The organism is Mycoplasma sp. 1573, from assembly GCF_053851775.1.
Genome location: NZ_JBSQBG010000002.1, coordinates 100,019 through 124,950 on the forward strand (window position 1 = coordinate 100,019; position 24,932 = coordinate 124,950).

The following is a 24,932-nucleotide window of genomic DNA, read 5'->3' on the forward strand; positions in this document are numbered from 1 at the left end:
TACTTTAATAAGTGAAAGGAGGAAAATGCAGAGTGCTGCAAATATTTACAAAAACACAAGAACAAATCCCAAAGATCGCAAAAAAATATTTGCATTTATCGCCTTAGGCTTAATGGCATGTGCAAGTGTAACAACATTTACAATTAGTGCTATTACACAAGTACAAAAAAAGTCAACGTTGCGCAAAAGCAATGAAAAAATAACGGATTTAAGAACTGAATTAAATGACTTAAATAAGCTTTTAATTGAAAAACAAAATCATAACAATGCACTTTTAGAACAAATAGAATCATTCAAGCAAAATGCTTCTTCTGACGAAAATCAAAAAATTGCTCTTAGTGAAAAATTACAATCTTTGACACAATTAGTAAAGAAATTAGAATTAGAAAATTTACAAATAAACAAAACGTTGCTTGAATCGAACAGCAAAATTTCAACACAAAATTCATCGCTAGAAGATTTAAAAACACAAAAGCAAAACTTATTAGTTGCTTTGTCAAAAAGCAAAAGTGAAGTTCAAAAATATCAACAAGAAATAGAAAACGTTAAAAATGACTTAACTAAATCTGCAACAGAAGCTAAATTAATGTCCGATAAACAGATAAGTCAATTAGTAAATCAATTGGAACAATACAAAAAAGATTATGTTCTACTTACTGAAAAATACAATCAAAATCTTGCTGAGTACAATGCTAAGCTTATAACTAATAAACAAGTTTCAGATGAAGAAATACTTAGATTACAAAATGTTTTAAATGGTTTGAATGCTAAATATGCGGCTGAAAAAAATGAATTACAAGCAAGAAACAATACCTTAAATGAACAACGTGATAGAGAAAGACAAATCTATGAGTCGCGTATTGATGTTATTACAAACGAAAATGAACGCAATAAAAAGAACATTTCATCACTGAACAAACAAGTGGAATCTTTAAATAATGAAAAAAGCATTTTGACCGAAAAAATAGCTTCAGCTATTGAAGACAAAAAACAAACTGAAGATAAGTATAAAAGTATGTTAGGAGCTTTGAATACGAAAATAGACGAATTAAACAACGCTAATTTTGGTTTAAACAATAATTTGATAGCTTTACAAAAAGAAAATGAAGAAGCAATTAAGAAGATAAATGAGTTGCATGAATCAGAAACAACGAAGCTCAATATTTTAATTACTCAACTTAAAGCAGACAATTCAAAATACACAGAAAACGCAAAAGCATATGTTTTAGTAATTAAGGCAATAATTGAGAAAATGCTAATAAATGTTGAAACCACGTTCGCATCTGCTAAAGAAATTTTCAAAGGCTCAAGTTTTGAAAAACTTAAAGACTTTTATGGTAATACTGAAACATTTATAGCATTTTTAAAAACATTCAAAAGTGACGTGCAAGCCATGATAAATGAAAATAAATTCATTCAAAAGGAAAAAATGATAACGAAATCCGAGACTATGATGTTGAATTTTGAGTCATGATTAAAATCTTACAATCTTTTGAATTGAAACGTTGTTGATGTTTATTTTAAACATCGTCAGACTATCTTGGAATTAAGAGACGAAGCAGCAAAACTTAATCAAAAAATCGGATTTCTTCAACAAACTATAACTAATAACCAAAACTTGCTTACTACATCACAAGGTAACTTAAACAAAATAAGCCGGGACTTATCTGTTGCAAGATCTGAAATTATTGGCTTAAAACAAGATGTAAAATCCAAAGAACGTACAATAAGTCAAAATGAATTAATAATCCGAAATTTAAAAGACGACATAAGTAAGTTAAGAGTTGAAAATGGTGATTTAGTAAAATACAAAAAACAACTTTCAGAAATGACTGCTAAATTTAACAAATCAAATGATGACTTAAAACTCGCTTTAAGTGAAATAGAAAACAAGAAAGCACTTATAGAGACACAAAATCAAAAAATTCAACTTTTAACCAACAAAGAAACAGAATTAACAAAACAAGTTCAATCATTAATTAAGGAAAAAGAACAACTTGCCACAAGTATTGCTGAATTAAAAACTAAAATTCAGTCAGTAGAAAGTTTATTGCTTCGTGCCCAAAGCAAGTGAGCTAAGGCAATAATAGATGCTAAATTTCAAACATGAAAATTATATTTAAACGATATCAATAGATATATTGGCTTCCACAACAATTTAAGTTCTAACTCATTTAGTGGAATTAATGCTAGAGCATACGAAATATACACATTGAATCAATTTGACGGCAATGAAAGTATTTTCATAAAATTGGATGGCGATTTTAGTGATGCATTGAGAAAATATTACAACACTTCTTACTATGAAGTAAACGCTATGGATGACAAAATAAAAACACTAGCACAAAATATTAAAGCAAATAAATCAAGTTTATCAAAAGGATATGGCATTACCACTGCTAATCAATTAATCGATGGCATTAATAGACATATTTCAAATGATTTTTCATTTTTAAGTAGTCTTAGACTAAGTACAATGCAAAATCCACCAAAAGTTAGAGGAAGACCAAAAGGACCATACCATTAATGAATAATTTCAAAGAAATAAGTGACACAAATGCAGCAAAAATTCAAGTTGGAAGCTTGATAACAGTTCTTACTACACTGATACCGCTTGGAATAAATTTAATATCTTCACTGATTGGTATAGGTAAAATGGCAACATCACAAAGCGGAGAAATTAAAACAAAAGATGTAACATATAAGTGAACTAACGAAGCTGCCAAGGAAAATTATGTATTTCCAGTCCATTACAACATCTAATTTTGCAAATTACCAAGTTAGCAAAGAAGTTAGTGACGCTATTGATTATGCTAAAAAGAAAAATAATCATTTTTTTAGCTCAAAACAAAACTTGATAGCATCTTTAAAATATCTTTCACACTTATTACCTTACGATTTAATTAATATTTGACTGCTTGAAAAATATCAAAGCAAAGGTTTAGTTCATGATGATTTTGAAGGTTGAAAAAAACGTGGCTACTATGTTAAAAAAGGACAAAAAGTTTCCTACATAGTAATGCTTAAGAATGTTTCATTTTTGATTGATAAAGAAAATAATGATGTAAGTTTAGTTGAATTTAAAAGGGCTAATTCAGATCAGATCAAGAAGTATCAAAATGGCGAACTATTTCTGTTAAAAAAGAAAATGTATACGCTTGTACCTGTTTTTGATGAAAATCAATTAAACAAACCTTTTGAAAATAAAACTAAAAACGTCAATTTTGATACTTTCAAAAAGATTATTATCCAAATTGCTAAAGAGCTAAATTGCTACGCGGAATTCGATTTTAGTGACAATCAAAAATTTAAACAGCAATTTTACAATGTGTTAAAGCTTGTATTTGATCTAAACAATTCTAATAAATCGATTGCCAGTTACAATTTAAACTTAGAAATGATAGCTTACTTGTTGTTAGAACATTTTAATTTAAATGATGTTAACGATTGATCATATGACTTTGAATTTTTGCAGTGATATGATAAGAATTTAGATGAAACAGAAAAAGAAAAATTAATTATAACAGTACATAACATAGCTTTATTTTTTGCACAGAAAATTAAAAAAACCCTAGCCTAACATCTGGCTGGGGTTTGTGTTTAATTAATATGTTCCGCAATATTCTAAATTAACATTAATAGGTTTAACATTGATTAAGCTGAATGTTTTTTGTTCAACAAAAAAGATTAGATTCTTAGTTTCGAAAACAAAATCAGCATTTTTCTTTACTTTGTATTTAATTTTGTAAGAAACATTATTTTTGTTGTTATCAATACTAATTTGAAAATCATCTAGAATGTTAATATTTGCATGTTTTTGCTCACAAATGGCTTTTTTTAGTACATCGATGTGAACTGAATAAGTTACATTCATGCCTGAATTAACATTAATTCATTCTTTCATTTTATTTGTTTGCTCTTCCAACATATTTACCTGATTCAGTTGATACTAAAATTGTTTCTCCTTCTTTAATGAACATTGGAGTTTCAACTTCGAAGTTAGTTTCAACAATAACTTTCTTTTGTGGGTTATTTGCTGTGTTTCCTTTAACAGCTTCAGGTGCTGAGATAACTTGCAATTCAACGTTAGCTGGCAATTCAATGTCTAAGACTTCTGTTTCATATTTACGTACTAAAACTTTTAGTGAAGGTTTCAAGAAATTCATTTCTCACTCAACTTTAGCAACTGGAATTTCAATTTGCTCGAAAGTTTCTTGATCCATCAAAATAATGTTTTCTCCATCGCTGTATAGATAGTCCATTGAAGATTTTTCAATTCTAGCAGGCTTAACTTTATCTCCACCGGTGAATGATTTGATTGTAGTTGAACCGCTACGTAGATTTTTAACTTTTGCTTTAACTGTTGCTTGTCCACGCCCTTGTTTTGAGTGTTGTGATTCTAAAACAACATAAATATCACCATCTAATTCAAATGTGATTCCTGGTTTAAATTCATTAACATTTAACATATTGTCTCCTTATGATTATTTTAATTGTTGATGTTGTGCACTAGTGTGTGCTGATTGGTTTTGATTTTGGTGCTTTTTAGAGTCTAAAACTCAAAAAACAATGTTTGAAATAACAACGTATAATGATGTGAAAATTGCTCCACACACTAAGCTTAAGTCTGCTCAGTTGAATACTCCGTGACTAGCTCAAGGAACGATAAAGATATCTCTTACTCCATCGTAGTTAATTCTGTCAGCCATATTTCCTACTGCACCAGCACTAATACTTGCTAGTCCAATAATAATCGCTAAATTTCTTTTGTTTGTTATTGATACCGTAATACCATAACTTAATAAAACTATTACGATACTCAAAAAATGTAAAAATCCATATGAAAGTGAAGAACCAAAGAAGGTTGTTCCAGGATTAAGAACATGTCTTAGGCCTCATAATCTTCCATAGTCAACTGCCAAGGTGGCATCGTTTTTATTATAGATTGAATATTTAGTTGCTAAGTCAATAACCAGCATTAATCCAAAAACAGCAAAAAAGATAGTTGTGTTTACAAGAAATGTGTAAAAAGTGATTTTTTTGTAGTGAGCAGCAATATCATGAGCTGCCTTTTTTAGTCATTTTTTAGCATTATTAAGCATTGATGACCTCCTCACATCTTGAACATAAATCATCTTTGATTTCACTAGATTCAAAATGGTTTCAACATCTCTGACACTTGATACTATCTTTTAATGGTTGTACTTTTGTTTCGTTAGCAAAATCTACTTTAGCTACCATCAATAGAGAAACTAAATCTAAAGACTTGATAAATTCACTGTCAGTTTTAATTGTTACGTAAGCTTCATTCACTCTCTTGAATTCTTGGTTTTTAATAGCATTTTCAATTAGTCTGTAAACTTCATCCTTTAGTTCAAAGAATTCTTTTCATTGATTTTCGATTGTAAAATCAAGTGATTTAGCTTTGAAAAAGTCAAGCAAGTGAACTGAAGATTTTTTATTTTGGTGTTTGAAATATTTATAAATTTCTTCGGTTGTAGTTGGCAATATTGGCGCCAAGGCAGTAATTAATGTTTCAATGATTTTGTAGAAGTTGTATTGAATTTGTAAACGATTTGCATTATTTTTAGCATCTGCATATAAACTATCTTTCGAAATTGAAATATAGTAAGAACTTAGATCAATAACGAAATTGTTGATATCCTTGATTACGTTAATGAAGCGATAATTTTCGTAATTTTCAACAATTTTAGCCTCAAGGTTTTTTCTTCTTTCATCGATTAAAACATGGATTGATTCAAGTTTAGTTTCGTGGAACTCATAATCACTAATTGCTCCCAACATAAACTTAAATGTATTTCTTAATTTACGGTAAATTTCAACATTTTGGTCAAGAATTTTGTCATTAATTGAAATATCAGAAGTGTATTCACTATTTGCAACTCAAAGTCTTAAAATGTCTGCTCCGTATTTTGAAACGATGTCCAAAGGTTTGATGATATTTCCCTTTGATTTTGACATTTTCTCACCCTTACCATCTAGTAAGAAACCATGTGATACTAATTGTTTATAAGGTGCTGTATCTCTTCAAGCAATTGAGTTGATTAGACTAGAGTTAAATCATCCACGATATTGGTCGCTACCTTCAAGATATAAATCAAAAGGTGCCTTAATCCCTTCTACATCCAGACCAATTGAAGTTGAACCTGAGTCAAATCAAACGTCCATAATGTCATTTTCTTTGGTGTAGCCTAAATTACGGAATTTTTCTGGTAATAATTCATCCGCACTTAGTTCATATCAAATATCTGTTCCATGTTTTTCAACCAACGCAATAATGTGATCCATAATTTCATCGTTGAATACTGGTTCTTTATTTTTGTCATAGAAAACAGTAATTGGGACTCCTCAAGATCTTTGTCTTGAAATAGTTCAACTTTCTCTTGCTTCTAGCATTAGTGACAATCTTTTTTTGCTTCAATCATTGAAAGTTTGGACATTTTGAATAGCATCCATTATTTCTTTTTTGATTGGTTTTAAAGATACGAATCATTGTGGTGTTGCACGGTACATTATTGGCAAGTGTGTTCTTCAATCGTGTGGGTATGAGTGTTTAATTTTCTTGAACGCAAGTAGTAAACCTTTTTCTGTTAGAAGTGCTCCCACTTTTGGATTAGCATCATCATAGAATAAGTTAGCAAATTGACCTGCTTTATTATTTAACGAACCATCGTCTTCAACATGCATAATCATTGCTAAATTGTTCTTTTTCCCAATTAAAAAGTCATCTTCACCAAAAAGTGGAGCCATATGCACTAAACCTGTCCCACCGTCCAATGTTACGTGGTGACCTTCAACAATTGGACAAACTAAGTCATTCACTGGCGAAAGGTACTTAGCATCTAAAAGTTTTTGTCCTTTAAATGTGTCTAAAACTTGATAATTTTCTCACTTAAAAATTTCGACTAAAGACTCAAGCAACTCTTTTGCAACAATGTAATTTTGATTATTAGCACTAACCTTAACATAATCGAATTCTTTACTTACTGCTACCCCACTATTGGCAATTAGAGTTCAAGGAGTAGTTGTTCAAATTACAACGTTATCGTCTTTGGCTAAGACTTCATTTCCTTCAACAATTTTGAAAGCAACATACATTGATGGAGAGATATGGTCAGCATATTCAACTTCTGCTTCAGCTAAAGCACTTTGACTCGAAGGCGATCAGTAAACTGGCTTTAAATCTTTGTAAATTAATCCGCGATTAATCATTTTTTGTAATAAACGCAATTGATCCGCTTCCATTTTTTTATCTAAGGTTTTATAAATGGTTTCAAAATCTGTAAGCAGTGATAATTGTTTGAATTCTTCTTTTTGTAATTCAATTTGGCTTAGTGCATATTCGGCACAAGCTTTTCTTAGTTCTACAACACTGAAATCATTTTTATTTTTCTTAGTTTCAGAAAGCATTTTGTGTTCAATTGGTAAACCGTGAGTATCTCAACCAGCAACAAAAGGAGAATAAAATCCGGCCATATTTTTTTGACGAACAATGATGTCTTTAAGCACTTTATTCATTGCGTGTCCGGTGTGAATGTGGCCATTTGCATAAGGTGGTCCATCATGTAACACGAAACTTGGCAAGCTCTTATTTTTAGCTAAAATTTGACGATACAACTTATCTTGTTCTCATTGTAAACGGTAACTTTTTTCTTTGTTAGCCAAGTCTGCTTTCATTGGGAAATCAGTCTCAGGCATTAACAACGTATCTTTGTAATCTTTCATATTGCTCCTCGTTTTAAAATCAATCATTTTTTACAATTTGACGTATTATGTAATATTTTACCAAAATATTAAAGAAAAACCGACAAGCAGTCGGTTCACTCTTAGCTCTTCACTTCTGAAAATCAGTCAATGATATTGATAATGTCTTCCAATTTTGCAATTACAGTAACTAAATCTCCTTCTTCGATGACGAAGTCCCCTTCAGGTAAAAAGCTTGAAAGTCCACGTTTTATTAACACAATTGATGCATTTTTGCTACGAACATCTAGTTCACGAATGGTTTTTTTAGCTAGTTTTGGGTTCTTAATGTAGGCTGAACCAAACACAAAGCCATCCCCAGCGTCTTCTAAGTCTTGCGAGTATGAAATTAGCGATTGGTTGGCAACAATTAAAGCAGTTTTAATTCCTGCTTCTTCTTCAGGACTAATAATGACATTTACTCCGATTTGCTTTAATACCCGTGAGTGACGTACTGAATTTGCTCTGGCAATGATGTTTTTAATTCCAATTTCTTGTAACGCTGCCACAATTTCAATGTTATCTCCAGTTGCAACAACAACGGTTTCAATGTCGTTAATTGCCATTGCCATTAGCGCTTTAGGATCGGCCGCATCTGCCACAAAAACTTTATTTACTTCATCCCGGAAAGGAATTAAATTCTTTTCACTTTCGTCAATTAAGGTTAGGTGTAATTTATTATCATAAGTTTTAATTAAATTTTGGACAACACTTTGTCCATAACGACCCATTCCGATGATGCAAATTTCAACAATTTTTGACTTATTTTTTTTCATTTTTACCTCTGTTTTTTGCAAAATATTGCAATTTTTACGTTAACTATTATAAATATTTTAATTTGTGTTAAGCAATTTAGCACAATTTTAGTTTCTTAAAAGTCCAAAAACAGATTTTTTAAAGCCTTTAATCCTTATTTTTGGTATACTTACTTAAAATTTTTTTGTTCCTAATTGGCAAAAAACACAAATCCTCTTTCAAATTATTTATTAATAAATAATTGATGCTTATCAATCCTGATAATTTGTTAAAAAATACGTTTCGAAGCTAAAAATTAGCCTTTTTTTGCCTTGAAAAGACCTAAAAAATATTTTTTTATTTACTATGTAAATAAACTAAAAGACTAAGTTTCGGATATTTGTAGTAAAATTTTCAATATGAAAAAAATAGCCAGCAAAGGTAAAGTAGTCAAAAAGATATTTAATTTCTTTAACTACTTTAAGCGAATGGGAAGTATCAAACATATTTTTCTCATTTACCTATTAATAACCTTTATTATCAGTTTTCTCTTGTATTCGAAAATTACTTGAAATCTTGATAGTAACGGACAACCTATGGGAAAAAAAGATTTTTCTTATAGTGATGCTTTATTTTTAGCCGCTAGTGCATTTAGCGATACCGGGCTAAGTTCTGTTAATATTAGTGAACATTTCAATGCCCTAGGTCAAGCGATAATTGCAATTGGCATATTAATTGGAGGTTTTGGTTTTTTTACCTTGAAGCTTTATTTCTTCAACTTGGTAATAAGACACTTTGGATGAAAAAGTACTAACTATGATGTCTCTCTAACTCAATTTGAAAGAGGAACGGCCGTCATCGGTGATACAAAAAGACTAGTTAAAGTTAGTGTGACCACCTTATTTATCACAATTATCATTAGTTCGATTGTTTTATTTTTATATTTTTACTTTTCAAATGATGGTTTTTATGATGATAAAGCTTGAGTACAAGACTGAAAAGCACATCATAAATTTGATCGAGTAAGTAGTTTTGATCCAATAGTAAGTGGTAAGTTCGACCCTAAGGGTAATATCGAAATGTCGCTACGGTATGCTGTTTTTCACTCAATCAGTGCAGTTAATAATGCTGGATTAGACATTTTAGGTGGTAAATCTTTACAAGTTTATTACACAGGATACGGAATTCAAATCATTTTACTAATTTTATTCATTATTGGGGGAGTTGGTTTTCCTACTATTTATGACATCTATCGTAAATTAGAATCACTAGCCACCAAAAAGCGTTACCGTATCACTTTATTTACAAAACTGAATATCACAACATGATTAATCATTTCAGTAGTTGCTATTGCCTTGACTTTTGCTTTAGAAACAACGGCATCCAGTCGCATGGCATTCTGAAAACAAGAACAATATGGTTCAACAGCTAACAAAAGCCTAGCTATTTTCTTCAATACAATGGCAACTCGGAGCGCTGGATTTTCAACTATTGATTTTTATGTTTTGACCCAACCAACCTTAGTTTTACACGGAATTTTAATGTTTATTGGGTTTGCTCCTTCATCAACAGCCGGAGGGATAAGTAATATCACTATTGCAATACTATTTTTGAGTATTTTTAGTGTTATTCGGGAAAAAAAAAATATTGTTACTTTCCGACGTCAGATCGGAAAAGAAACCCTTATCAAAGCAATTAATGTTTTTGTAATCGGGTTAGTTTTAGTATTTATTGGTATGTTAGTAGTCACAACTTCAGCAAACGGACTAACAAATGAATCATGAAAAGATTATGACGGTTCACAAAAGAAATTTAATTTCGTTTTAGTATTTTTTGAAACTTTATCAGCTTTCGGTAGCTCCGGAATATCAACTGGACTATCAGCCAACCTTAATATTTATTCAAAAATAACACTGATTCTATTGATGTTTATTGGACGGATTGGAATTAGTTCAACAATTCTAATATGAGGAAGACAAAAACACTATAGTTCAAGAATTCAATACATTTATGAGGATATTTCAATTGGATAACTTGGAATAGGAGATTAGTATGCAAAAGAAAAGAAAAATTGCTGTTGCTGCTTCATTAGGGCTTTTAGCACTATTAGGAGCAACAATTCCTACATCGATTTTATTGACAAAGAAAAACTCAAAAGAAGAACCTAAACCACCAGTAGTGGAAAATAGTTATGCTATTAGTGGAAATATCAAATACGCTGCTTTAGGAGACTCTATTGCAGCTGGTTTTAATGTTAAACTAGGATTTGATCAAGGTGGATATTACGATAGTGAAAACAACGAAGTACAAGGAATGTCTTATTCTTCTTTTATTGCCAATGCAATTCGTGAAACCAATCCTAATCGCCTTGAAAGCTTTTATAATTTCGGTTTGTCAGGAACAACAATCACGGATTGACTATATCTTTTAGACCCACAATCTGCAAGCGAAAATGAAAAGCAAAAAGCTACTTCGAACTTGAAATTTGACTTAAATATTGATAGTGACAGCAATAATCCAATCACTATCCAAGGACAAAAAAGATTGCAATATTTATTCAATAATTTTGAACAAGCTAACAATGAGTTTGGTATTTTACAGCAACAAATTAAGAATGCTAATTTGATGACTATTTCACTTGGGGCAAATGATTTCATTAACCAAGTTGACTTATTCAGTATTCTTTCAACGTTAAGTTTTGATGAAACAAATAATTCTGAATTAATCAAAAAATATTATGATGATTTTATTTCACAAGCTCAACAAGCAAGCCAAAACATCATTGAAAATTACACAAAATTAATTACCAAACTTAAAGCAATCAATCCGGATTTAAGAATTAATTTAATTTCTTATCCAATGCCTTTTTTAAGACTTTCACCACTTATTGATAAAAAATTCAGTCTTTTAACTACTGATTTGACTGAAAAAGCATTAGATATCTTAAATGGTGCAATTAAACAAACAGCAGCTAATACTAATGTTCAATACATCAATACTTTTGACAAAATTTACTGACTAAAAAACGCTAACTTGTTATCAAGTAATATTTTTGACATTCACCCAGATATTGCTGGATACAAAAAAATGGCACAAGATATCTTCTTGAAAATGTCACTAACTCAAGATGAAGAAAACGGTCAAATAGTAGCTGATAAAAATTATCTAGATAGTGATGCAAACAGTTTTAAACAAAGTCTAAAATTTGCCAAAAGCAATATAGAACTAAAAAGAATTGTGTTGAAATTGAGTGCTTCAGGAGTGCAAAACACCGATTCTATCGATGTTAGATACGACTTTGAACAAACTGTTTATAACAAAGCAATTTACAATTTCTTATTAAAAAATCCAGTTGTTGATTATGGAAAATTAATTAAATTCTGAACTAGCGATTCGGCCTTATTATTTGAAAAAGAAAATTTTGAATCTTTACTAAAACGAATGTTTAAAAATATTGGTGTTGACTATGATCAAATGCCAAATATTAAAGCATTTTTTGCTAAGTTGATTGCCGACAACAAGCAATCTTCATTTATGCCAAAATTAATTGATGCATTTGTTGAATCAAAATATATCGATAAGCTTTTTGCTAATTTACAAGCTGATTTAGACAAATTAATCAGTGAAAAACAAATTGAAAACATTTCAGTTAATGAAATTCAAAACGTTTTTGAAAAAAACATTTTCAATTTGCCACTAATTTTTGCAACCTTAAAATCGATTTACAAGTCTGATGTAGTTAAAAATGAGGAAGATAAAAATTACTTCAAATCATTACAAAATGCAATCGTTAAAGATTTATTAACAAGCAAAATTGTCTTAGAACTAATCGATAAAGATCACAAAGATGTTGTTAATGCAATTTTAAATGATGAAAAAATCAATAATTCTATTTCTTCTGCGGCTTCAGCAGTTTTAGATGATTTTATTGATAATTATGATTTTTATTTTGCTTCTTCATACTCAATGACCGACTTATTAAGCAAAGTTTACGAGCACCACGGCGCAGAGATTCGTAAAGTTATTGCTACACTTATCGACTTTTTAGCTAACAATAGTTCATTTGAAAAGTATGTTTCAAACGTTGTAATTAATCAATTAGAAAATACTTTTGCAACAAAATATAGTGATGAACAAAAGGCCAATATTGCCCACTTTGCAGTTCAAAGTTTAAAAGTTATTCCAAGCAAACTATATTTAGATGGAATGCTAGATTTAATCATTTCTAACTTTATAAAAAGCATTGAAAACAACAACTTTAACTTCAAAAACTTTATGCTTCAAAGCATTTATGGTGCAATTTTAAAACCATATAAAGGTAATGAAAATGCTGAAGTTATTTTAGATTTTATTAACCAAATAGGTAATGATGAAAAATATGCAGCAGGTCTAAAAGATATTCTTGAATCATTCGTTAACAGTAACTTGATTACTGATATTTCATTCACTGACTTAGGACAAAGTCAAATTAGTGTCGAAGAAATCAAAAAATTAGCAGTAATCTTGATTAATAATGAACAGCTAGTAACTAATGAAAATCTAAAACAAATCCTAAAAGATATTTTCAAATTATTAGTTGAATCAAACGTTTTAAGATCTGACTTAATTCCACAATTTTTAAGTGCCTATGCACAAGGGAATTTAGTTAATAAAGTTTATGCCTTCTTAGATAAAAACAACCTAGTTAACGGACTTAATTTACGTTATCTAAATCAAGGTGGACTAAGAGAAGCAATAAATGAATGAGTTTCAGCGTTATTAAACGATATTTTTAGCAGTTCTAAATTTAGTGATGCATTAGTAGAAATTTTCAATAATTTTATTGATAATGTCGCTAAATTCAAAGGTGCTACATTTGAAGAAATTCTGGCTAACTTAGTAAAAAATATCGATTTATTGAAACCTGAAAAAGTACTTTCAGCTCTAGCAGAAGTAATTAACCAGGACTCACAATCAAAACAAAAAGGTTTAGATCTTTTCTATAACGCTTTAGAAGTTTATTTTGACATTGAATTATCAGGACAACAAAAAACCTTGTTGCAACAAAATATTGCAGCTGTTCTTCAAAATTTACCAAATACTGTTTTATTTAAAGAATTAATTCAAAAAGTAACACAAACTGAAATTCAAAACAAAACTCCAGCTGACTTTTTTGAAGAACTCGCTAAAAACATTAATAGTATTTTCAAAGTTAATACAATCGAACTAATTAACAAGTTTTTTGGTGTAATTTTTGCAAAAGATAATAACAACAACGATTTTGTTAATGTTAAATTAGACAAATGACTATTAGCATTGCAACCAATCGTGCAAAGCCCTAAATTCTACAATGTTGTATTCGATAATTTAAAACTTAAAGACAAATTAATTAGTTTGATCAAAAATATCGATCTAAGTTCATTACAACTAGAAGATAGTTTAAGACAACAATTGCAAAACATCATGAACCGTTTAGGTTATGTAGTCGAAGAAAAATTTGACACATTAGTCAAAGAAGCACTTGAACAAATTTTTGCTTCTTTATTCAATGAAGAATCAATCAAAAGAGCACAAGCTAGTCCACACAATTGATACAAAGACTATGCAACAGTCAAAATCACTGAAGCAATTGATAAACTATTAAACAATGTTTTAAGTACTTTACTAAATGATTCTGAAAATACTCAAAGCATTGCTTCATCAGTAGCTGATTTCATTGTAAATTACTTAAAACAACACATTCAAGCTACACAAAGTGATTTTGACACTATCAAAAAACTACTTGAAAAAGTTTTTGCTGAACTTACTCAAAAAGATTTCGTTCGTTCAACAGCTAAAAGTATTTTTGACAAATTATTGAACTCAATTAATCTAAGTGATGATTTAGTTGTTTCACTTCAAAATACAAATTTAAGTAATTTATTGAATGTAAAAAGTGTAATTAACACTATTTTGATTGATAACATTGATAAATTGCTTGATCTTCTAACTGATAAAGAAATTAACACCATTGTTCGTGTATTAGACAATAACTTCGATACTGTGGCCAAACTTTTAGTGCCGAAAGAAAACAAGAATTCTGAAACTAATGCTGAAGTTAATAGTGGAATCACAGATAATGTTGAAGTTAACATTCAAATCAATGGCGAAACAATATTTAAAGTAATTAAAGCATTTAACAAAAAATTAACTGCTTCGCAATATAGTCAAGACACTAGAAATCACTTGGATAGTTTAGTTGATAAACTTTCAAATAATGACTCAATTAAAGACTTTTTTGTTCAAAAAATCGCTTCTCTACTAACTATTGACGAACAAAAAAGTCAGGAAATTTGAAACTTACTAGCACAAGATAGTCAAACTAAGACTATTCTAAAGGATGCTTTAAGTCAAACTTTAACTGCTAACAATTCAGAAGTCAACAAAGCTAACAACTTTGCTAATTTAATTACTATCTTTGTTAACAAGAACAGAGAAGAACTTTCATCATACATCGATTCACTAGTTCAAAAAATTAACAATGTTTCAATAATTAGAGATTTTGTTATTGACAAAATCACTGATTTGATGAAAAAAGAGTTAAAAATCGACTCATTAAACAAAGAAGTAACTACCGATATCAAAGAAATTCTTTCGCAAGTTATTTCTAAGGCTAATACATTAGATGTTTACCAAAGTTTAAAAAATCAAGTACTTGATAATTTCAATAAACTAGATCAAAAAGATATTAATGATTTAAATTCAATTACCTGAGCTAATTTATTCGAAGGCTTAACAGTTGAAACATTATTAAATAAACACGACATTAACTTGCTAGTTAATGCTCTTTTCACTAACGAAAATGTAGCTCGTTTAACTAGAATTTGACTGGCAATCAAAAAACCGGTTCTGGATTTAGTGTTAAGCGAAAAAACTAACGAACAATCACAAAATCAAGAAGCAAGTGATGAAAAACAACAACAAAGCAGTCAAAACACAGATCCATACATTGGAATTATCAAGAAAATTATTAATTCTGTAAACTTCGAAAACGAACAAATTAAAACTAATTTGACTTCGTTTATAACTTTTGCTATTAAAGATTTTGTTGAAAATAACTTATTTGACATCAAACAAATTAAAGATGCTTTAACTGAAGATCAAATTACATTAATTAAGCAATTAAGCATTAATTTCGTTAGTGATCCAGATTTTAACGAACTAGTAAGCTCATTTGTTACAAGTGTTATTGCTTCAAATCGTTACGAAAATGTAACATCAACAAAAGATTTTGTTAATCAATTAGTAAAAGACAATGTTGACAAGGTCATTAATTTAGTCAAAAAATCATTATCACAAAGTTTAACTACAGAACAAAATCAACAAGCTTGAATAGATTTAGTAAACGAATTAATAATCAAAGAATTAAAACTAAATGATGAACAACAAGCGACTTGAAAACAATACTTTGAACAAGTTGCTAAAAGATTACTTTCTGTTATTCCTTCAACTGAACTTTACAACAATGCATTCGCAAAAATAAGTGAAATTTTAACTAAAAACGATTTATTAACTAGCCTAACTGAGATTAATCAAGAATTAGTAAAACTTATCAAACAACAATTATTAAATGTTGATTTTGTATTTGATTCAACATCGAAACCAGACGTTGATAAGATTCTAAATGCTTTATTTGTTTCGACTGATACTGAAGATCAAGATGTTGAATCAATTTATCAATTATTGGTAATTGTTATTGATTCTCTAAACACTAAAAATAAAGAAGCTTCTAGTGAAGATAAACAAGAAAATGTTCAAAGAGACACAAATGTAACTTCTTTAGACTGAAAATCACTAGTTGTAAAAATAGCTAAATTAGCAAATAATTCGGTAAATCACAATGGTGAAATAATAGCCCACAAACTAGTCAAATTAGGTCTAAAACTAGCTGATGGTGAAATTCAAAATCAAATCAATAAGCTAGATCTTTCAGAAGACATAAAACAATTAATCAATGATTTTGAAAAACAAGCTTTAGAAAATAAACAAATTATTTCGCTTCTAGAAAAAACAATTTACAATGTAATTTCTAGTCCTGACTATCAAGGAATTGAAACTTTTGATGCTTTAGTTAATAAAGCATTTGAACTAAACAAAAATGATTTCATTTCGGCAATTAGTTCAGTTGCAAAAGACTTCATTTCACAACCAGATAATAAAGCAAAACTAGCTAAAATCATTGCTTCTACAATTAATGAAAAACTTAACAATTTAACAAGCGAACAAGAAAAAAACGCTTTGCAGAATTTAGTGCAAAAACTTCTTGAATTTGTGTCTTCACAAGACATAATTGATACTATTAGCAAACGAGTTCAAACAGTTCTTGAAAACCAAAATAATTTAATGGTTGATGGCAAATTGAATACAGATATTTTCCAATCCGTTGTCAATGGATTATTGAATGAAGAATTTTTAACTTCAGTCTTTAATACTGAAAATGTACAATCTTTATTACAAAAAGTATTGGGAACTGAAGAAAATAACACTGAATTAGATGATTTAGTCAATATTTATCATTACGTATTAAAAGTTGTAAAAGACCAAAACAAATCTTCACAAACTAGTGATCAAAATACTCAAGCAGATTCACAACAAACAACAGGCAAAAACACTATTTCAATCCCTGAAATCAATTGGGCAAAAGTAATAATCAAAGCATTTAGTAACTCGTTACCTGATAGTTTTGACAAAAAAGATGTTTTAGTTAACAAACTAGTAACTTTATTAACTAAAGTTGCTGCTGATTATCTAGACAATGATTTAACAAAATTAGATTTTTACACATCATTAACTCAAGAACAAAAAGACTTATTGCAAAAAGTTAAAGCAAAAGTTTTAAATTCTTCAAATCTTCAAAACACTCTAAAAACTGTTTTATCTGACTATTTATCAACAGATAAATATCAAAATGAAGAGACTGTTGCTGATTTTGTAAATGATTTTGTTAAAAACAATAGTCAAGTAGTTCTAGATTATGTAAAGAATGAAATTTCTTCATTACTAGGTGATAATGAAATTGCACAGCCTTTAAATGATGTGTTTCTTCACTTAATTGAAGAGAAATTAGAAATTAAAGAAGAAGATAAAGCAACGTTTGAACAAAATGCTGCACCCTTAGTTTCGCGTCTAATCGCTAAACTAAGTTCTAGTGACTTGTATGCTAAAGTATTCGAAAAATCAAAGGAAATTTTCGATGCAAAAGATTTACTAACTCCAGAACTTGCAATTAATCAAGAATTTGTTGAAGCATTCAAAAAACTTTTTGGCTCAATCAATTTTGTATTTGACAATGCTTCTAAAGGTGATGTCAAAGTTTTAGCAAACATCATTTTTGACGTTAATGACAAAGAAGATAATGATGTTAAACAACTAGCAAAACTTTACAAAATTCTATATCCAGAAATTGTTAAATTAATCAATAAATCGCAACAAAACGAAGGTTCACAAAGTTCTGAAGATAGTCAAGATAAACAGACTTTAGACTGAAAAGACTGAGTCGTTAAAACTGTTAAAATGCTAAATAATTCAGTGGATGAAAATGCTGATATCATTAGCAAAAAAGTTGTTTTATTGGGACTAAATATTGCAAGCGAGAAATTAAATGATTTAGTAGATAAGAGTCAGAATCTAACTCAAGAACAAAAAGACTTAATCAAACAAGTTATTGAAAACGGTTTTGCAAATACTAAATTCAATGAATTTTTAACCAGTGCAATTCAACAATTAATTAGTCAAAATGACTATGATGATTTAACTACTTTTGATTCCATAGTTAATAAAGCTTTTGCCTTAAATAAAGAACAATTAGCTCCAATACTAGAAAACTTAGTTTCTGATTTAATACAAAATGAAAATTTAAAGACTAATTTAGCCAAAATAATTGTCGATTTAATCAATACAAATCTAAATAACTTAGCTTCAGAGCAAGATAAACAAGCAATGATTAATGTGGTGCAAAAACTACTTGATTTTGCAAACCAAAATTTTGTGTTAAATCCAATTATTGAAAAAGCCACTCAAGTTCTAAATGCAAATGAAACAATCATTAGTGATGGAATGTGGAACAAACAAGTTGTTCAAGATGTTGTTAACGCTTTAGTTGATAAAGATTTCATTAATAGTCTACTAACTGATAAAAATATTCAAGCACTAGCTGAAAAAATCTTGGGAACAGGACAAGGAAAAGATGAGCTAAATGATTTAGTTCAAGTCTACCGTTACGCTCTTAAAGTTGTTAAAGATAAAGCGAATAATCCGCAAGAAGCAAATACTGATTCACAACCAGAAAATACTAACGAAACAGATAGCAATCAATTCAAAATAGAGTTGCCACAAATAGATTGAGGCTTACTAGTCTTACAAGCTTTCCATAACTCAATGCCAAATGATTATGCAAATCAAGAAGTAATCATCAATAAACTTTTAGATTTAGCTAAATTAATTAGTCAAGATTATTTAGATAACGAGTTTAAAGAAACTGCAACATTTAAAAACTTGACAACCGAACAACAAAATCTATTTAATGTTCTAGAAACAAAACTATTAGTTTCTGAAAATGTCGATAATGGACTAAAATCAGTTCTAAAAGATTATCTTGCTAGCGACAAGTACAAGACTAAAACTTCAGTAGCAGACTTCGTTAATTCATTAGTTAAGGCTAACGTACAAACTGTAACGACTTCACTAAAAAGCGAAATTACTAGTCTTTTAAGTGACAACGATGTTAAAGAGTCGATAATTCAAGTTGTCTTAAAACTAGTTGAAAAAGAATTAAAAATTGAAACTGAAAAAATTAGTGATTTTGAGCTTAATGCAACTCCACTTCTAAGCCGTTTACTAGCTAAAGTTTCAACAACTACCTTGTTCCAAAAAGCATTTGAAAAATTTGCTTCAATCACTGAAGCTAACGACTTGTTAACAGCTTCACTAGAGTTGAACAACACTCTTGTTGAAGAATTGAAAAAAGAATTCTTAACTTTTGATTTCGTGGTTAAAAATACTGCAAAACAAGATATCAATGTTGTTGCAAACACAATTTTTGACTCAGCTGATGCACAAAATCATGATGTTGAACAATTATTTAAACTTTACGAAATTGTTTATCCAAACTTAAAAGAGTTATTAACTTCAAAACAACAAGAATCAAAATCTACAGATGCTGAAATCAGTCAACCAGTTGATGAAAATTCACAAGCCAGTCAAGGTCAAACACAAGAACAATTAACCTGAAAAGATTATGTTGTTAAAGTCGTAAAACTTCTTTCAAATTCAGTTTCAGATAATAGTCAACAAATTAGTCAAAAAGTTGTGCTTTTAGCGCTAAAAATAGTTAATAAACACTTAGTTGAATTCTTAGATAATGAAAACAACAACACTCTTAGCCAAGCACAAAAATCACTAATTGCTTCACTAAAAGATGTAGCAATTGAAAATCCAAAACTAAACCAAACTCTTGCGAATGCTGTTGCTAACTTAATTGCTTCTGAAAACTATGAACAATTAGAAGATTTCGATGCAATAGTTAACAAGGCATATAACTTAAATAAAGAAGCTATCATTGATTCACTATCTTCAGTCATAGCACAAAGTTTAGCAAGCGAAGACATCAAACAAAAACTATCACAAGTTATTACTGAAGCAATTAATACTTCTTTTGATAAACAAGCAAATGAACAAGATTTACAAGCATTAACTAACCTAGCAAATAGACTAATCGATTTTGTTAGTGAACAACAAATCTATGACTTAGTTTTAAATAAAGCTAAATCATTCCTAGCAACAAAAGATAGCATTATTACAAATTCCGCTTGAAACACTAACCTGGTTCAAGAGTTTGTTAACGATGTAATAAATGAAGAGTATCTAAAAACCATCCTTAGCGCGCAAAATATTCAAAAATTACTTGAAAAAGTACTTGGATTAACTGCTAATGAGCAAGAATTAGATGACTTAGTGCAAGTTTATGACTATGCATTTAAGGTAATTAAATACAAAAATGAAAACTCTTCACAGGAAGCTAACACTGAAAGTCAGGAAACTGTTGATAATAAATTCCACTTATCAGTTCCGAGCTTAAATTGAAGTTTAGTTATTGCTAAGGCACTTCATGGATCACTTCCTGAAGAATATGAAAACAATGCAATCATAATTTCAAAAATAGCAAAATTAATTAACAAAATTGCTAACGAATTTGTTAACAAACAATTAAAAGATTTACCAGAATATGCAAATCTAAGTCAAAATCAGAAAGACTTGATCGAGCAATTACGTCAAAAAGTTTTAAATCAAGATGATTTGATTAGCCTAGTAAAAGATTTAATTAAAGATTTTGCTTCAACTCACAAATATGAAGAAAAACAAAGTATTGAAGAATTTGCTAATGCTGTAATAAGAGCAAATGCACAAAGAGTGATTACATATCTAAAAGAGAAAGTAGCATCTCTATTGCAAGATGATGTAGTAAACAATTTAGTCGCTAAATCGTTAGCAGATGTTGCACAAAAAGTAACAAAACACGATTTTGTTGAAGACCAAAGAGAAAGTTTTGAAAGATTAGCACAAAGAATTCTAAAAACAGTTGCTAGTGTTCCTACATACAACGTAATATTTAATAAGATTTCAACAGTCTTGAGTGAAAATGATATTTTTGCCTTAAATTGAAAAGTTAAAGATGAATTCATTAGGGCAATAAACAATATTTTTAGCTCAAGTCAAGCAATTAGTGAATTGTTAGATCAGCCAAGTCTAAAAGCAGTAATTAATGCTATTTTTGACACTGAAAACGATATCGATCAAGCGCAAGACGACATCTTAAATGTTTATAAATGAGCAAGAACTATTGATAACAAACAATCTTCATCAAACAACACTCAAGAACACTCAAATACTGATAAAAATACTGATTCAGAAAATCAAGACACTGAACTAGATACTGAAAATAGTCAAAAAATTGATCTAGCATCACTTGCAACAAACATCATTAAAACCTTAAATGGAGTTATTGAACAAGATAATGTAAAACTAAAAAGTGCAGTTGCTAATGTAATGTATAACATTGCTAAATTTGAGATTAGTAATTTAGACTTAAAAGATACATTAAAAGATTATTCATCGCAAGAAACTAACATTAAAAACTTGTTATTGGCAATTTTAGAAAATCAAAAACCAACAGATCTTGAGTCAATGAATACCAGTCTTTTAACATCATTGATTTTTAAATTCTTAGATAAAAGTTATGATTTAACGCCAGCTCAAAATGCCAACGAAGTAATTAAAACATTCATTAAACTTGCTAAAGGTGATGTAGTGGTAGGAATTGAAAACTTTATCAATTCAGTTCTTTCAGATGAAAATATCAAGTCTTCATTAAAAGAAATTCTTATTGAAGTACTTGCTAAATATGTTGGCGTAGAGCAATTAACTGATGACCAAAAACAAGCAACTAGAAATGTTTTGGAAAGTTTATTCACCTTTATCAAAGGCACAGATGTTTACACAACAGCCTTAACGAAAATACTAGACAAACTGCAAGATGTTGACTTTATTAAGGATTCACAATTTAATAAAGAAGGAATTGTTAGTGCAGTTAAAGAAGCATTTGAAGATCTTGATCTAAGTGAATATGTCACTGAAAAGAACACAAAATTACTAATTAACTCTATGATAAATTCAGAACATTCAGCAAATGACTTGATTACTGTTTACAAATTAATTAGATCTAAGAGTCTGGAAGCAATTAAACAAATCACAGATAGCAATGGCACAGACTCTTCAGAAACATCAAATCCTGAGTCAAGTTTAGAATCGGATAGTCAATCTGAAGAACAAGCAAAACAAAAATCGAACAAAATTATGAATGCCATTTTGGTTGTTCTAAAAAGTTTGAATGGTTCAACAAATGAACAAATTTCTCGTTGATCTTCTGACTTTGTATCGCAATTCATTAGATATGAATTAGGCATTGAAACAGATAAAAACTTAGTAAAAATCAATTCCGATTTCATTTCAGATCCAACAGTGCAACACATTCTGTCAACTGCTGTTAACAATGAGGAAGTTGATGCATTGTTGCAGGGAATAGTACAAAAATACTTATCAAATAAATTAGACGAGTATCAAAATGCTGAAGATTTAAACAATTTTGTAAAACAATTCATCTCCCTAAACATTGAAGATCTAAAAAATATATTGATCAAAGGTTTAGATGCAGCATTTTCAAAAGAATCAAATACACAAGAATTCTCACTAGACTTATTTAATTACATCAATAATAAATACAAAATAGGTTTAACAGTTGGCAACGAAAATGTAATTCAATTCAGATACTACATTGAAGCATTATTATCAAAACTAGCAAAACAAAACTTTGCTAAAAGATTGATTTCTGATGCAATGGAACAACTGAAAGATTTAGATATTCTTGATGGAATGGTACTAGACAGTAAGATTTTTGACAAACTATTAGTAAAAATCATCACTAATATTGATTGAAATGCAATTATCACTAGTGAATTACCTGAATATGTAATTAATACTATGATTCCTGATGAATCAATTGATTTTGCTGATAGCAAACAACAAGATGAAGCTGTAAGTACTCAAACAGATAAAGTTGCCAACTTCTTAGATTTCATTATGCAAATTGTTAAAAAGATAACAGAACAGGAAGCAAAAGCAAGCGAAGGAGCAACAAGTGATACTCAAGACGTTCCTTCAACTGAACAAGATCCAGAATTAGAACAAAAGAAACGTGAAAAACTTGAAGGTATTGTTCTTAACTTGCTACGAGTATTTAACAACTCAATTCCTAACCCAAATAATGAAACAATTCCTAGACTCAAAGCACAAATTATTTCTGATGCATTTATTCGTCTAGCACGCAATGCTATTTCCAACATTAATATTGCTTACTTGTTAGGAATTACTGATGAAGAGCAAGAAAAAGAAGTTAACAAACTTGTTAAAGACATTTCAACATATGATAGTATCAGTAGATTTGTTCGCCAATTATTAAGCGATTTCTTCACAAGTGATCTAAAAACTTGAAAAGAATATACATCAGGTGATGAACAAAGTCTACAAAAGGTTTTAAGCCTATTAATTAAACACGAACAAACGCCAGTTAAAAACTTCATTAAAGACACTCTTCTAACTTTCATTGGCAAAGAAGAAAACCGAAGAATTTTTAGTAAAGCGGTATTTAAAGTTATGAAACTTGATAATACTACCGATGATGACATTACTACATTCAGTACATTTATCCAAAGAGTGTTGCCTCAAATCATTAATACTAACTGATTTGAAAATAAAATTCTAAATCGTTCATTCTGATGATTACAAAAAGAAGCCCTAAATTTCAATATCTTTAAACCAACAGAATTCATTACCAGTGCTATGAATAAAGTAATTTCTAGAATACCAATTGATGATATTACTATTCTTAATAGTTTGATGGGAAGAACTGATAACTGACCAATAGGTCCAACAATGATGGTTAAACTTATTAACTTATTTATCGGAAAATCAAATTTTGAAGATTCTCCACTATATAATTGTTTAAGAAACTTAAATATGGATCCAGATCCTTCAAAAAGAACAAGTAAGAAAGATATCGATAAAATTACTGGAAGCTCATTTTTTGAAGTAATCGGAAAACTAACTGCCAAATCTGGCACAGCAAATGTTCCTGAAGGTGAAAATAAAGACTACTGAGTACCAAGTCCGGGAGATATCGTAAGTTTCCTTTCTAAAACATATGAATTATTGGCAGTTGCCTGGACTAATGCAAAAGTTCCTGATAATTATAAAGATTTCAAAAAACGTCGTCAATATGAAGAATACAAAGCTGTTTATAGAATATTTACATTGGTAAATTACGCAGTATTTAATATGTATTATCGTGAAACTTATGTTGATGATAGAGAAAAAGGAGTTATTGGAATGTTTACATCAGACATTGCAATATTCTGAGCATTACAAGAAGACTATGCTTCATCTTTTTCACTAAATAAGTTTTTAGGAGCTTACTTTAAAGGAAACAAAGATACCGCTTTAAAATACAGATGAATAAGAGATGAATTAAATCAATATTACATATCTGATAAAATATGAAGCTGATCTGATTTTAAATACGTTTACAAATATGCTGACGAAAATAATTACAGTCCGGATTCTATATTCCACATTTTGATGACTTCTGGATTTAAAGCAGGAGATCCAAAAGCAACAAGTCTTTATATCAACTTTGATGCTTATGGTGATGGTCGTCCACATATAACTAAAAAAGAATACGTTCTTAAAACCATAAAAGACGGTGGGTGAGCCATCTCAATGAATAATTCAGGAAAAGTTTCAATAAATGGGTTCTCAGGTATGAATCAAATCGAAAAAGGACAATACTAATAATATTTTCAATA

General features: G+C 29.5%; 10 protein-coding genes. 5 read left to right on the plus strand and 5 right to left on the minus strand.

The window, feature by feature from the left end; translation table 4 throughout:
• Positions 1–25 precede the first annotated feature (25 nt).
• The 3 genes from ACWXVT_RS02035 to ACWXVT_RS02045 are packed head-to-tail and all read left to right on the plus strand — an operon-like array spanning position 26 to position 3,580.
• A complete protein-coding gene (locus tag ACWXVT_RS02035; RefSeq protein WP_455967873.1) occupies positions 26–2,527 on the plus strand; it encodes a hypothetical protein in 2,502 nt (833 codons plus the stop codon).
• Positions 2,527–2,763: a hypothetical protein gene (locus ACWXVT_RS02040; protein ID WP_438341772.1), complete on the plus strand. Its 237-nt coding sequence runs from the start codon at positions 2,527–2,529 to the stop codon at positions 2,761–2,763. Before ACWXVT_RS02035 ends, ACWXVT_RS02040 begins: the two co-directional genes overlap by 1 nt.
• Positions 2,735–3,580 (plus strand): hypothetical protein, encoded by an 846-nt coding sequence (locus ACWXVT_RS02045; protein WP_455967875.1) that lies wholly within the window; start codon positions 2,735–2,737, stop codon positions 3,578–3,580. The genes ACWXVT_RS02040 and ACWXVT_RS02045 overlap by 29 nt, the downstream gene beginning before the upstream one ends.
• Before the next feature lie 24 nt (positions 3,581–3,604).
• On the opposite strand, the gene ACWXVT_RS02050 is transcribed toward ACWXVT_RS02045, so the two are convergent.
• From ACWXVT_RS02050 to ACWXVT_RS02070, 5 genes are all read right to left on the minus strand, one after another.
• Positions 3,605–3,928 carry an MMB_0454 family protein gene (locus ACWXVT_RS02050; RefSeq protein WP_455967877.1) on the minus strand — a complete coding sequence of 108 codons (324 nt, stop codon included), beginning with the start codon at positions 3,926–3,928 and terminating at the stop codon, positions 3,605–3,607.
• Complete coding sequence (gene efp, locus ACWXVT_RS02055; RefSeq protein WP_438341769.1) at positions 3,906–4,469, minus strand: elongation factor P; 564 nt, start codon at positions 4,467–4,469, stop codon at positions 3,906–3,908. Before efp ends, ACWXVT_RS02050 begins: the two co-directional genes overlap by 23 nt.
• A gap of 15 nt (positions 4,470–4,484) precedes the next feature.
• Entirely contained in the window at positions 4,485–5,102 is a 618-nt protein-coding gene (locus tag ACWXVT_RS02060; RefSeq protein WP_438341768.1) for a signal peptidase II, read from the minus strand.
• A complete protein-coding gene (gene ileS / locus ACWXVT_RS02065) occupies positions 5,095–7,746 on the minus strand; it encodes an isoleucine--tRNA ligase (protein WP_455967879.1) in 2,652 nt (883 codons plus the stop codon). Before ileS ends, ACWXVT_RS02060 begins: the two co-directional genes overlap by 8 nt.
• 101 nt (positions 7,747–7,847) lie before the next feature.
• Entirely contained in the window at positions 7,848–8,540 is a 693-nt protein-coding gene (locus tag ACWXVT_RS02070) for an NAD-binding protein (protein WP_438341766.1), read from the minus strand.
• A 555-nt stretch (positions 8,541–9,095) separates the two neighbouring features.
• Here ACWXVT_RS02070 and ACWXVT_RS02075 point away from each other — a divergent pair.
• Positions 9,096–10,532, plus strand: a complete 1,437-nt coding sequence (locus ACWXVT_RS02075; RefSeq protein WP_455967880.1) for a potassium transporter TrkG — start codon at positions 9,096–9,098, stop codon at positions 10,530–10,532.
• A 19-nt stretch (positions 10,533–10,551) separates the two neighbouring features.
• Complete coding sequence (locus ACWXVT_RS02080; RefSeq protein ID WP_455967882.1) at positions 10,552–24,918, plus strand: GDSL-type esterase/lipase family protein; 14,367 nt, start codon at positions 10,552–10,554, stop codon at positions 24,916–24,918.
• Positions 24,919–24,932 lie beyond the last annotated feature (14 nt).